This window comes from Pseudomonas sp. LBUM1651, from assembly GCF_059716135.1.
The window spans coordinates 4,985,520-4,999,263 of sequence record NZ_CP166805.1; the positions used below are offsets into that span (position 1 = coordinate 4,985,520).

9 protein-coding genes are annotated in these 13,744 nt (G+C 60.3%); 7 read left to right on the top strand and 2 right to left on the bottom strand.

What is annotated here, in order from left to right; all coding sequences use genetic code 11:
- The first annotated feature begins 145 nt into the window (after nt 1-145).
- From ACA066_RS23375 to ACA066_RS23395, 5 genes are read left to right on the top strand one after another with little or no spacing between them, the layout of a single operon-like run.
- Entirely contained in the window at nt 146-2,410 is a 2,265-nt protein-coding gene (locus tag ACA066_RS23375) for an EAL domain-containing protein (RefSeq protein ID WP_497696813.1), read from the top strand.
- Entirely contained in the window at nt 2,407-4,281 is a 1,875-nt protein-coding gene (locus ACA066_RS23380) for a putative bifunctional diguanylate cyclase/phosphodiesterase (protein WP_497696814.1), read from the top strand. Before ACA066_RS23375 ends, ACA066_RS23380 begins: the two co-directional genes overlap by 4 nt.
- 44 nt (nt 4,282-4,325) lie before the next feature.
- Nucleotides 4,326-5,285: a cytochrome-c peroxidase gene (locus ACA066_RS23385; RefSeq protein WP_497696815.1), complete on the top strand. Its 960-nt coding sequence runs from the start codon at nt 4,326-4,328 to the stop codon at nt 5,283-5,285.
- A complete protein-coding gene (locus ACA066_RS23390) occupies nt 5,282-7,093 on the top strand; it encodes a DAHL domain-containing sensor histidine kinase (protein ID WP_497696816.1) in 1,812 nt (603 codons plus the stop codon). Before ACA066_RS23385 ends, ACA066_RS23390 begins: the two co-directional genes overlap by 4 nt.
- Complete coding sequence (locus ACA066_RS23395; RefSeq protein WP_497696817.1) at nt 7,090-8,496, top strand: ATP-binding protein; 1,407 nt, start codon at nt 7,090-7,092, stop codon at nt 8,494-8,496. Before ACA066_RS23390 ends, ACA066_RS23395 begins: the two co-directional genes overlap by 4 nt.
- A 174-nt stretch (nt 8,497-8,670) precedes the next feature.
- On the opposite strand, the gene ACA066_RS23400 is transcribed toward ACA066_RS23395, so the two are convergent.
- Both ACA066_RS23400 and ACA066_RS23405 read right to left on the bottom strand, forming a co-directional pair.
- On the bottom strand, nt 8,671-9,996 hold the full coding sequence (locus ACA066_RS23400; protein ID WP_497696818.1) for an APC family permease: 1,326 nt from the start codon (nt 9,994-9,996) through the stop codon (nt 8,671-8,673).
- A gap of 224 nt (nt 9,997-10,220) precedes the next feature.
- Nucleotides 10,221-11,042, bottom strand: coding sequence for a carbon-nitrogen hydrolase family protein (locus ACA066_RS23405; protein WP_497696819.1), 822 nt, complete (start codon nt 11,040-11,042; stop codon nt 10,221-10,223).
- Nucleotides 11,043-11,168: 126 nt separating this feature from the next.
- Between ACA066_RS23405 and ACA066_RS23410 the strand changes: the two genes are divergently transcribed.
- Both ACA066_RS23410 and ACA066_RS23415 read left to right on the top strand, forming a co-directional pair.
- The gene (locus ACA066_RS23410) at nt 11,169-11,969 is read left to right on the top strand and encodes a helix-turn-helix transcriptional regulator (protein ID WP_497696820.1); all 801 of its coding nucleotides are present in this window, start codon (nt 11,169-11,171) and stop codon (nt 11,967-11,969) included.
- Nucleotides 11,970-12,118: 149 nt separating this feature from the next.
- Nucleotides 12,119-13,738 (top strand): FMN-binding glutamate synthase family protein, encoded by a 1,620-nt coding sequence (locus ACA066_RS23415; RefSeq protein WP_497696821.1) that lies wholly within the window; start codon nt 12,119-12,121, stop codon nt 13,736-13,738.
- Nucleotides 13,739-13,744 lie beyond the last annotated feature (6 nt).

The following is a 13,744-nucleotide window of genomic DNA, read 5'->3' on the forward strand; positions in this document are numbered from 1 at the left end:
TTCGTTTCAGTCAGTTGCGCGAAGTCGCTTCCGGGCGACTATGCTCAGTTCACTCGGATCCATAATCTGTACGTTCGGCCAGGTGGTCAGGGAAAAGGATGACCCTTATGAACACTGTGCATCAAACTGCTGCCGGTCCAGGGAAATGGCGATGAATACGCTGCTGGCGCGGACCAACCGGCGGATTCTCATCGTCGACGACACGGCTTCGATCCATGAGGACTTCATCAAGATCCTCAGCCCGCCCTCATCCGATGACGACAGCCTGACCAGTGCTGAACAAGCCCTGTTCGGCACAGCGGTGACGGCCACACTCCAGCGTTTCGTACTCGATTCGGCATTCCAGGGCCTCGAAGCACTGAACAAGGTCGAAACGGCCCTGGCCAACGACATGCCCTACGCGATGGCGTTCATCGACATGCGCATGCCACCGGGCTGGGACGGCCTGGAAACCATCGAACGCCTGTGGCAAGTCGATCCCAAGCTGCAAGTGGCGCTGTGCACGGCCTACTCCGACTATTCCTGGGAAGACATCGACGAACGCCTGGAGCTGGGCGACCGTCTGCTGATTCTCAAGAAACCGTTCGATGCCATCGAAATCCGCCAGATGGCCAGCGCGCTGACCGCCAAGTGGCAAATGACCGAAGATGCGGCGCTGAAGATGTCGCTGCTCGAGCAAGCGGTGGAGGAGCGCACCCGGGAACTGTCCGATGCCAACATCATTGTGCAGAACAGCCCGACCATCCTGTATCGACTGCGGGGCGAGCCGTCGTTTCCGTTGATGTACATCTCGCACAACATCACCAAATACGGTCATGTCGCGGCGAAACTGGTCGCCTCGGCCAATTGGGCCCGCGAGTTGATCCATCCCGAGGATCAACCGAAGGTCGACACCGCCATGGCCCGGGTGCTGGACCGCCATGCTGCAGGCGCCTCCATCGAATTCCGGATGCGCACAGGCAACGGTGACTGGCGCTGGGTGGAAAACCGCTACATTCCGGTACGCGACGACGAAGGCCGCCTGCTGGAAGTCGAAGGCATCATCATCGACGTCACCGAACGCAAGGTAGCCGAGGAGAAAATCTTCCTGCTGGCACGCACCGACGGACTGACCGGGCTGGCCAACCGCGCCACGCTGATCGAGCGGCTGCACCAGGCCTTCGCCGCCGCACGTCGCGGCGCGACACCGTTCGCCATGTTTTATCTGGACCTGGACCACTTCAAACGCATCAACGACACCCTCGGCCACCCGGTGGGCGACCTGTTGCTGCAAGAAGTGGCCCGGCGCATCAAGGCCTGCGTGCGGGAAAACGATGTGGTCGCCCGCCTCGGCGGCGACGAGTTCGCGATCCTGCAACTGGACGTCAGCGACCCGACCCACTCTGCCGCCCTCGCCACCAAGGTCCGCGATGCGCTGGTGCTGCCCTACTCCCTGGCCGGCAACGATATACGGGTATCGGTCAGCATTGGCATCAGCAGTTACAGCCCGACCATCACCAGTGCCGACGGCATGTTGACCCAGGCTGACATGGCGCTTTATCGCTCCAAGGAAAAGGGCCGCAACCAGTACCACTTCCACTCCGAGGAGATCAATCAGGAGGTGGTCGAGCGCATGACCATCGCCAGCGAATTGAGAGAGGCCATCGAACACAGTGAACTCGAACTGCGTTACTGGCCGGAAGTGGACCTGAGCAGCGGCAAGATCCTCGGGATGGAAGCGCAGGTCACCTGGAATCACCGCGATCGTGGTTTGCTGGAAGCTCCGGCGTTCCTGCCCGCCGCCGAAAAGACCGGCACGATCATCGCCCTCGGTCATTGGGTGCTGGATCGAGCCTGCCGGCAGATGCGCCAGTGGCGTGACGAGGGTGTCGCGCCACCGGTGATTGCGATCAAGCTGTCCCTGGCCCAGCTCAAGAGTGGCCCCGAACTGATCTATGACGTGCTGCGCACCACCGCGCGCTGGGAACTCTGCGCCGGGGACCTGCGGTTTGACGTCACCGAAGCGACGCTGGCCCAGACCAAGTGGACCCACAACGACGTGTTGCCACGCTTGCGTGATCTGGGGGTGAAGATCGCCATCGACGACTTCGGCACCGAGTATTCCTCGTTCGATTACCTCAAGACCTACCAGGTCAATCACCTGAAACTCGCCCAGGCCTTCATCGACACAGCCGCTCGCGATCCGTCCAGCGCCAACACCTTGCGCGCCATCATCAACTTCGCTCGGGACGTCGGGATCGGCATCATCGCCGAAGGCGTCGAAACCCAGGAACAGCGCAGTTCACTGATGGCCACCGGGTCTCCGATGAACGCCCAGGGTTATTACTTCAGCAAGGCCGTCAGCAGCCAGCAGGCCGCCGAGTTGCTGAAAGCCGGAAGAATCATGCCATCCACGGAGGACAAAGGATGAAAGCGCCTTTCGTGCGGACCAACCGGCGCATCCTGATCGTCGACGACACGCCTTCGATTCATGAGGATTTCCGCAAGATCCTCGGCCCCGAAACCGAAGACGAACAGAGCCTGGCTGGCACTGAAGCAGCACTGTTCGGCACGCCGCAGAATGATCGGCAGACGTTCCAGCTCGACTCGGCCTATCAGGGTCAGGAAGCCCTCGAGCTGGTAAAACGCGCATTGGCCGAAGGTCACCCTTACGCCCTGGTGTTCACCGACATGCGCATGCCGCCCGGCTGGGACGGGCTGGAAACCATCGAACAACTGTGGAAGGCCGATCCGCACCTGCAAATCGCCTTGTGCACGGCGTATTCGGATTACACCTGGGAAGCCATGGCCGAACGGCTGGAGTTTGGCGATCAGATGCTGGTGCTGAAAAAACCTTTCGACAGCCTGGAAATCCGCCAGATGGCCAGCGCCCTGACTTGGAAATGGCAGATGGCTCAGGACGCGGCGATGAAGGTGCTTAGCCTGGAGCAAACCATCGAAGCGCGGGTTCACGAATTGCTCAAGGTGTCTCATTTGTTGCAGTACGACGTGTTGACCGAGTTGCCCAACAGCACGTTGCTGGGTGACCGGCTGAACCAGTCGCTGGCGTTGTCCCGACGCCATGACAAGCAACTGGCGGTGATGTTTCTGGGGCTTGATCGCTTCAAGCGCATCAACAATGCACTCGGCCATCCGGCCGGTGACGAAATGTTGAAACAGGTCAGCCGCAATCTGGTGGCCACCGTGCGCGAGTCCGATTCGGTGTTTCGCTACGGCTCCGACGAATTCGTGGTGATCCTCGCCGATATCCGCCACCCCCAGCAGACAAAGGGCATCGCCGACAAACTCTTGAACGCTATCCGCGCCCCCCTGCACATCGCCGGGCATGACCTGAGCGTGACCGCGAGCCTGGGCATCAGCATTTATCCCGATGACGGTTTCGACGCCATCGAGCTGATCAAGAAAGCCGAAACCGCGATGCGCAACATCAAGGAAAGCGGTCCGAACGATTTCAGTTTTTTCATCGACGAAATGAACCAGCGTGCACGGGATCAGCAAAGTATCGAGACCGGCATTCGCCTGGCGCTGGAGCGCAATGAGTTTGTCCTGCATTACCAACCCAAACTGGATCTGGGCAGTGGCCAGGTGGTCGGTGCCGAGGCCTTGATCCGCTGGCAAAAGCCGGGGCACGGCCTGGTCTATCCATCGGCGTTCATCGGGGTCGCCGAGGACAGCGGCCTGATCGTCCCGCTGAGCAAATGGGTGTTGGCCCAGGCCTGCCGACAAGCGTGTGCCTGGCAGGCCCGAGGGCTGCCAAAAATCTGCATGTCGGTGAACATGTCAGCCATCGATTTCCGTCAGCAGGATTTTGTCGATGGCATCGAACAGATCCTCGAACAGACGGGCCTGGAGCCGTCCTTGCTGGAGCTGGAAATCACCGAAGGCGTGTTGATGCAAAACATCGAGACCACCGTCAATTCCCTGAACCGGCTCAAGGCGCTGGGTGTGCGTCTGGCCATCGATGACTTTGGCACCGGCTACTCCAGCCTGAGTTACTTGCAGCGCTTTCCGATCGATGTGCTGAAAATCGACCAGTCGTTCATTCGCGGCTTGAGCAACGACAGCAACGACGCCGCGCTGGTCAGCGCCATCATCAGCCTGGGGCGCAGCCTCAAGCTGACCATCATCGCCGAGGGCGTGGAAACCCTCGAACAACTGAATTTCCTCAGAGCCCATCAATGCGAGGAAGGTCAGGGCTACTACTTCAGCAAAGCCGTGGAACCGGACAGCTTCGTCCAGTATCTGTGGTCCGTGAAGCCTGCTCCATTTACCGCCACGTGAACGATGCGTAACGACACATGGGCTATTAGCCAAGGAATCATCAGATGTCGCCATCCATTCACCACCTGCTCCTGGTGCCGCTGTTCGGATTTTGTCTGAGCGCGGGCGCCGCGCCACTGGATGAACCGCTTAAACCGCTGCCCCCGGCGCCACAACAAAACCCGCTGCGGGTCGAACTCGGTCGCCAGTTGTTCAATGAACCGCGCCTGTCGGTCAACAACACGCTGTCCTGCGCCAGTTGCCATCGTCTGGAAAAAGGTGGTGCCGATACCCAGGCGTTTTCCATGGGCTTCAACGGTGTGCCAGTGACGATCAACACTCCCAGCGTGTTCAACGCCACCCTGAATTTCAGGCAGTTCTGGAACGGCCGCGCCGACACTCTGGAAACCCAGGTCCATGCAGTGGTGCAGAGCCCCAGCGAAATGGGCAGCAACTGGGAACATGTGGTGCAAGTGCTGTCCGCCGACCCGGCGTACCACAGCGCATTCGGCAACGCCTACCCGGACGGCGTGACCATGCACAATGTGCAAAACGCCCTGGCCACGTACGAACGTACGCTGCTCAGTAGCAACTCGCGGTTTGATCAATACCTGCTGGGCGACACCGACATCCTCACGCTCGAGGAAAAGTACGGTTACCAGCGTTTCAAGGACTACGGCTGCATCGCCTGCCACCAGGGCGTGAACATCGGCGGCAACATGTTCCAGAAGTTCGGCGTCATGGGCGATTACTTCAAGGTTCGCGGCAACCCGACCGAGACCGATCTGGGTCGCTATCTGGTGACCAAGGATGAAGACGACCGCAACGTGTTCAAGGTACCGAGCCTGCGCAATGTCGCGGTGACCGCTCCGTATTTTCACGACGGTTCGGCCAAGACCCTCGAAGAGGCGGTGGACGTGATGTTCAAGTTCCAGCTCGGGCGCATTCCTTCCGCCGAGGACAAGTTCCTGATCATCCAATTCCTCAAGACGTTGACGGGTGAATGGGGAGGCAAGCCTTTATGAAAATGTCTAACCGTCGCAACCTGGCATTGCTGGGCATCGTCGCCGTGATGCTGGCCTCGACGCTGGCGTTCCTGTACCTGAAATCGAACTCGAACGAGACGTCGACCTACGCTGAATCCCGTGACCTGATCGGGCGGATCAAACAGCTGAACGCGCAATGGGAAACCGAGATCCTCAAGGCCAGGATCGCCACCAACCACAACTACGATCCGCTGGTCACGCCGCTGACCGAGATAACGCAGTTGTGGGAGCGGTTTGACACCATGGAATCGAACCACGGGCGCAACGACTCGCCGATCTGGCGCGCCAGCCATGATGCGTACCTGACCGCCATCCAGGAAAAGACCCGGTTGGTGGAGCAGTTCAAGTCCCACAACGCCGTGCTGCGCAACTCACTGGCGTTCCTGCCCACCGCCGAGGACGACATTCAGGAGCAACTGGCCCGGTTGGTCGATGGCGATAAACTGCAACTGCAGAACATCGCCAACGACACTTACGATCTGCTGCTCAGCAGCCTGGCGTTCGCCCAGGTCACCTCCGACGACAGGGCCGCCGACATTCTGGTCGGACTGAACAAACTGGCGGTGAACAAGTTGCGACTGCCCGAACAGTTTCACAACCCGATCGATATTTTAAGCAACCACATTTCGCTGATTCTGCGCGAACAGCCGGTGGTCAACCGCTTGCTGGAAAACATCGAAGCGATTCCCGTCGCCGAGCGCCTGGACGATATCACCAGCCTGTTGAACACGGACCAGCAACAGGCCGATGTGGTCGAGCAGCGCTATCACTTTTACATGCTGGTGTTCTCTGTGCTGCTGGTCCTGTTGCTGGTGTACCTGGCGATTCACCTGATGCGCAGTTTCACCACCATCAATCGCGTCAACAAGGCCCTGAAAACCGCCAATGACGAACTGGAACTGCGCGTGGAAGAACGCACCCGCGAACTCAAGGACACCCAGAGCGAACTGCTCGACACCGCACGCCAGGCCGGCATGGCCGAGATCGCCACCAATGTGCTGCACAACGTCGGCAACGTGCTTAACAGCGTCAACATCTCGGCCGATCTGGTCAGCCGCAAACTGCGCGCCAGCAAGGCCCAGGGATTGGGCAAGGCGATGCAACTGATCAACGAACACCCCGGCGACCTCGGCACCTTCCTGACCCAGGACGACAAAGGCAAATTGCTGCCGGGCTACCTCAATCAACTGGTGGAAGCCATCGCCCTCGAGCAACAAAGCATGACCGACGAACTCGCGCAGTTGAGCAAAAGTGTCGACCACATCAAGGACATCGTCTCCACCCAGCAATCCTACGCGGGCGCCAACAGCCTGATGGAGCCGCTGCACATCAGCGAATTGCTCGAGGACGCCCTGCGCATGAACGCCGGCGCGCTGACCCGGCATCACGTCACGGTGGTCAAGGAGTACGGCGAGGTGCCGCAGGTCATGGGCGATAAACACCGCTTGCTGCTGATCCTGATCAACCTGATCAGCAACGCCAAATACGCCATGTCCGACCTCAGCAACCGCCCGCGGCAAATGACCCTGGGGGTCAAAATCGTCGACGACGCGACGCTGCAAGTCAGCGTCAAGGATGACGGTGAAGGCATCGCTGCGGAAAACATGACGCGCATCTTTGCCCACGGTTTTACCACGCGCAAGGAAGGTCATGGCTTCGGCCTGCACAGCTGTGCACTGGCCGCCATCGAAATGAACGGCCACCTCACCGCCCACAGCGACGGGCCGGGCAAGGGTGCGCAGTTCACCCTGCAGATCCCGCTGAAACCTGTCACGGAGGTAGCATGAGCGAACAGTCGAACCGGCGCATTCTGCTGATCGACGACACACCGTCCATTCATGAGGATTTCCGCAAGATCCTTACGCCGACGCCGGTGCCGACTGTCGAGCTGGACGCGATGGAAGCGGCGCTGTTTGGCAGTGAAGTGAAATCCACCCGGGCCCTGTTCGAGCTGGATTCGGCGTATGGCGGGCAAGAGGGCCTGGGCAAACTCAAGGACGCCTTGCAGGCAAACCATCCCTACGCGCTGGCCTTCGTCGACATGCGCATGCCGGAGGGCTGGGACGGCGCGCAAACCATCGAGCATTTGTGGCAGGAAGACCCGCGTCTGCAAGTGGTGGTGTGCACCGCGTATTCCGACTATTCGTGGGATGAACTGCTGGACCGGTTACAGGCCCATGACCGGCTGCTGATTCTGAAAAAACCGTTCGACAACATTGAAGTCCAGCAGATGGCCAACACGCTGCTGACCAAATGGGACATGACCGAACGGGCCTTGGTGCAGATGAGCCACCTGGAGCATCTGGTGGACCAGCGCACGACCCAATTCAAACAGGCCAGCGAGGCGTTGCAGCGGGAAATCGACGAGCGCAAACAGCTTGAAACGCAACTGGTGCAATCGGAAAAACTCGCGTCACTGGGGCAACTGGCGGCGGGTGTCGCCCATGAAATCAATAACCCCATCGGCTTCATTTCCTCCAACCTCGGCACCCTCGATGGCTATTTCAAACAGCTGCAGGAAATGCTCGATGCCTATCGAGACGCGGAAGAGGCGATTGGTTCCAGCGAGCTGGTCGAGCGTTTGAAACAGCTTCGTGACCGGGTCGAGCTGGAGTTCCTGCGCGACGACATTCCGCTGCTGATCAAGGAGTCCAAGGACGGCATCAGCCGCGTCGGGCAGATCGTCAAGGACCTGAAGGACTTCTCGCGGGTGGACTCCAACCAGGAGTGGCAGTGGGCAAACCTGCAGCAAGGCATCGAATCGACACTGAACATCGTGGCCAATGAACTGAAGTACAAGGCCGATGTGGTGAAGGACTATCAGGCCCTGCCCGACATCGAATGCCTGCCGTCGCAAATCAACCAGGTGATCATGAACCTGATCGTCAATGCGTCGCAGGCCATCGGCCCGGAACGCGGCATCCTCACCCTGCGCACCGGGTCTGAGGGGGAAACCGTATGGATCGAAGTCGCCGACACCGGCGCCGGCAACCCGCCGGACAGCCTGCAGAAAATTTTCGATCCGTTCTTCACCACCAAGCCGGTGGGCCAGGGGACAGGGCTGGGGTTGTCCCTGTCCTATGGCATCGTGAAGAAACATGGGGGGGATATTTCGGTGGTGAGTGAAGTCGGGGTGGGCAGCACTTTCCGTGTTGAATTGCCGATCCACCAATCAAAACCGGCAGCCTGAACACCAATCAAAATGTGGGAGCGAGCCCTTGTGGCGAGGGAGCTTGCTCCCGCCGGCCGATCCGCGTCCGGGCGAAGCAGTCGCAAAGCTTTTGGGGCCGCTTCGCGACCCAGCGGGAGCAAGCTCCCTCGCCACAAGGGCTCGCTCCCACAGGGTTCTTCACCAGTCCGGTGGTTATGTAGCCTCCTGAAAATCCATCTCCGGTGGCTGACGACGGAATCCGCCCGTCAGCACCGCCAGGTACACCACGCCAATCGCCAGCCAGCTCAGCCCCAGATAGATCGCAAGGTGATCGAGGCTGACCATCAGCCACAAGTCCGCCACCAGACCGATGAACGGGAAGATCAGGAACAGCACCCACTCACGCAACCCCTTTTTCTCGCCGCCGATCCAGTAGTGAAAGATCACCGACAGGTTCACCAGGCTGAACGCCAGGAACGCGCCGAAGTTGATGAACGAGGTCGAGGTGGTGACGTCCAGTTTCAGCGCCAGCAACGCCACGACTGCGCACAACAGGATGCTGTTGATCGGCGTGCCGAAGCGTTCGTGCAAGGTGCCGAAAAACGATTTCGGCAGCACACCGTCGCGGCCCATGGCATACAGCAGCCGCGAGCCACTGGCCTGAGCCGACAGACCCGACGCGAACTGACCAACGATCAGGCCGATCAAAAAGATCGACACGAACAGGTCGCCACCGATATTGCGGGCAATTTCATAGGCCGCCGAGTCGACGCTGTCGAACTGGAACGACGGATGCGCGATCTGCACGAAGTACGACACGCCGACGAAGATCAGCCCGCCGATCAGGGTAATCAGCATGATCGCCCGCGGGATGGTGCGGCGCGGGTCGCGGGTTTCTTCGGTCAGGGTGCTGACCGCGTCGAAACCGAGGAACGAGTAACAGGCGATGGCGGCACCGCTCATGATCAGCGGCATCTGCATGTCGCCGTTGAAGAACGGCTTGATCGACCACAACGGCGTGCTCGCATCGCCGCCGACGTAGTGCACACACAGCGCAACGAAGGCGATCAGCACCAGGAACTGCACCAGCATCAGCAAGGCGTTGATGCCATTGGCCAGTTTCAGGCCGACGATGTTGATCGCGCTGGTGATGCCGATGAACGCCAGTACCCAGACCCACTGCGGCACTGCCGGGAACGCGGAGTTGAGGTACGCCGCGCCGATCAGCCAGATCGCCATCGGCAGGAACAGGTAATCGAGCAGCACTGCCCAACCGGCGATGAAACCGAGTTTCGGGCTGATCGCCTTGCGCACATAACTGTAAGCCGAGCCGGCCACGGGGAATGCCGAGGCCATTCGGCCGTAACTCATGGCGGTGAAGAACATCGCCACCAGCGCCGCGAGGTACGCGGCCGGCACCATGCCGGCGGTGGATTGAGCGAGGATGCCGAACGTGCCGAGCACAATGATCGGCGTCATGTAGGCGATGCCAAACAGCACCACCGACCCTAATGAGAGGGTGCGTTGCAAACGAGCCATGAGCGACTACTCCGAATTTTATTGGATTTATGGCAGAGCCGAGTTCGGCGCAAATTACGGGTGTTGCGTTGTTATTCTTGGGTCAACGGTCAAACAGGTGTGTCGTCTGTAAGGGCCCTATCGCGAGCAGGCTCGCTCCCACATTTGATCTCGGGCGTTCACAAAACCAATGTGGGAGCGAGCCTGCTCGCGATAGGGCCAGTCAGAGCAATGCAACATCCGGATCAGCGCGCAGGAATCAGCAACTCCCGAAGCCCACTGGCATGTTCGACGAGCTCCCCCGGCAACTTCAGCCGCTGATCATCCAGATACCGATAATCCTGCCGCGCCGCCGTCAGCTGATTCAGGTCCAGTTCAACCGCAAACCGCCCTTCCTCCCGCCCGGCCTCAAACAACAACGTGCCCAGCGGATTCACCAGCGCACTGCCGCCGGCAAACAACAACCCGCCATCACCCTCTTCCACCCGGTTGACCATCAGCGCAAACGCCTGGTTTTCCTGGGCGCGGGCCATGATGGCGGTGCGGTGAGTCGGGCCGTACGGGTCCATGTTGCCGTTGGTGACGATCAGCAGTTCGGCGCCGAGTTGCGCCAGGGCGCGGGCGGTTTCCGGGAATTCGATGTCATAGCAAATCAGCAGGCCGACCCGCACGCCGTTCCACAGGCACGTGGCGTAGCGGTCACCCGGCTCGTACACACCGCGGTCCGACGCCCACAGGTGCGTCTTGCGATATTTCAGCGCGATGCCTTCAGGGGTGATCAGCAGCGTGGTGTTGAAAAAGCGACCGTTGTCGTTCTCGGCCGTACCGATTACCACGGCGATGTTGCGCTCGCGGGCAGCGGCGACGATCGCGCTGACGGTGGGGCCGTTCAGCGACTCGGCAACCGCCGCCACCGTCTCGGCCGACGGGAAGCCCATCAAATGGCTTTCCGGAAACATGATCAACTGCGTGTCGGCCGCGCAGGCAGCAATCGCCGCCAGCGCACGTTCGAGGTTGTAAGCCGTGTCGTTGTCACGGCCCGCCAATTGGGCGAGTTCGACCTTCATGGGTAGTCCTTGTTCTAGTGGCCGGGCGGCAGAAAGATTGCCCGGCCGGTGTCTGTGCGCCAGTATGCGCAGCAAGCAACCGGCCAGGGAATCACGCGGCCGGGGTAACCCGATAGGGGTAGACCCATGACACTCTCGTTAGACGACATCACCTGGCACCGTTCGGTCGGGCAACTGATCGACGCCCTGGACAAGCCCAATTTCTGGACGCAGCTGGTGCGCCTGCTGGATCAGTACGTGACCTTCGACAGTTGGGTGGCGCTGCTTTTCAGCACCGATCAGCACCCGCAAGTGTTCGCCGAATGCCCGGGCGAGGACGGCAGCCCCGATCAGTTGTTCCAGGATTACCTGCGCGGTTTGTACCTGCTCGACCCGTTCTACATCGCCTGCCGCGAGCAGTCGCGCACCGGGCTCTATCGCCTGTCGGAAGTGGCGCCGGAGCATTTCGAGCTGACCGAGTATTACCAGCGCTACTTTCGTCTGAATGTGGTGGCCGACGAAATCCAGTTCAATTGCCAGCTCGAAGGCGACCGTACGCTGTGCCTGTCGCTGGGCAGCAAGCAGCGTTTCAGCGGTCAGCAGATCGCCTTGCTGTCGTTGATCCAGCCGTGGGTGCTCGGCCTGTTGCGCCAGCGCCTGCCTTACGAAATCAACGAAGTCGTGGCCCTCGCGCCGGCGCCGGTCCAGGGTGACTGGCGGGTTCAGCTGGAAGCCTCGGTGCAGCAACTCAAAGGCGCGCAACTGACCGCTCGCGAGCTGGACGTCGGGCGTTTGATGCTCAGCGGTTGCTCCAGTAAAGAAATCGCCCGTAAGCTGGAAATCTCTGTTGAAACCGTGAAAGTCCATAAGAAACACATGTACAGCAAGCTGGGAATCAAGTCCCAGTCCGAGCTGTTTTCGATTTTTCTCCAGGCCCAAAATGCCTGACACAGTGCATTTCTGTAGGAGCCGAGCTTGCTCGCGAAGGGGCCATCACACTCAACATTGATGTTGGCTGACAGACCGCCATCGCGAGCAAGCTCGGCTCCTACAAGGATCTCTGTGGTCACAAACGAGTCCGAACCCAAGGAAACCGTATGAGCCTGTCACTCCTGAGCCGCTACGCCTTCTTTGCCGCTTGCGTGATCTTCACCCTCGCCAGCCTGCCCTTGCTGGAACACGACTGGCTCTGGCCGATCACCGCCGTCACCGGCGTGCTCAGCCTGATCGGCCTGTTCGATCTGCTGCAAAGCCCCCACGCCGTGCGCCGCAACTACCCGATCCTCGGCAACATCCGCTATCTGGTGGAAGGCATTCGTCCGGAAATCCGCCAGTACCTGCTCGAATCCGACAGCGACGCCCTGCCCTTTTCCCGGGCCCAGCGTTCACTGGTCTACTCGCGCGCCAAGAATGAAAGCGCCGACAAACCCTTCGGCACGTTGATCGACGTGTATCAGTCGGGTTTCGAATTCATCGGCCACTCCATGCGCCCGGCACCGTTGAGTGATCCGAGCAGTTTCCGCACCCTCGTCGGTGGCCCGCAGTGCACTCAGCCGTATTCGGCATCGGTGTTCAACATCTCGGCCATGAGTTTCGGCTCCCTCAGCGCCAACGCCATTCGCGCGTTGAACCAGGGCGCCAAGCTCGGCAACTTTGCCCACGACACCGGTGAAGGCAGCATCAGCGCCTATCACCGGGAAAACGGCGGCGACCTGACCTGGGAACTCGGCAGCGGCTACTTCGGCTGCCGCACCGCAGACGGGCGCTTCGATCCGGAACGCTTCGCCGCACAAGCGCAGACGCCGCAGGTGCGGATGATCGAAATCAAGATGTCCCAGGGCGCCAAGCCCGGCCATGGCGGCATCCTGCCCAAGCACAAAGTCACCAAGGAAATCGCCGAAACCCGCGGCATCCTGATGGGCGAAGACTGCATCTCGCCGTCGCGGCACAGTGCGTTTTCCACGCCGATCGAACTGATGCATTTCATCCAGCAATTGCGTGAACTGTCCGGCGGCAAACCGGTGGGCTTCAAGTTCTGTCTCGGCCATCCATGGGAATTCATGGGCATCGCCAAGGCCATGCTGGAAACCGGCATCCTCCCGGACTTCATCGTCGTCGATGGCAAGGAAGGTGGCACCGGTGCGGCGCCTGTGGAATTTACCGACCACATCGGCGTGCCGATGCGCGAAGGTTTGCTGTTCGTGCACAACACGCTGGTGGGCCTGAACCTGCGGGACAAAATCAAACTCGGTGCCAGCGGCAAGATCGTCAGCGCCTTCGACATCGCCAGCGTGCTGGCCATCGGCGCCGACTGGGCCAACTCGGCGCGCGGCTTCATGTTCGCCATCGGTTGCATCCAGTCGCAGTCGTGCCACACCAACAAATGCCCGACCGGCGTCGCCACCCAGGACACCTTGCGCCAGCGCGCTCTGGTCGTCCCGGACAAGGCCCAGCGCGTGTTCAACTTCCACCGCAACACCCTCAAGGCATTGGCCGAAATGCTCGCCGCCGCCGGCCTCGAACATCCGTCGCAGTTGTCGGCCAAGCACCTGGTGCGGCGCATGTCGGCGACCGAGATCAAGCTGTTCTCGCAGCTGCATGTGTTCTTGAAACCGGGAGAATTGCTCACCGGTGAGGTGAATGGCGAGTTCTATTCGCGCATGTGGCAGATGGCGCGGGCGGACAGTTTTGAGCCGAATGAAATGGCAGCGGCTTGAGTCCAA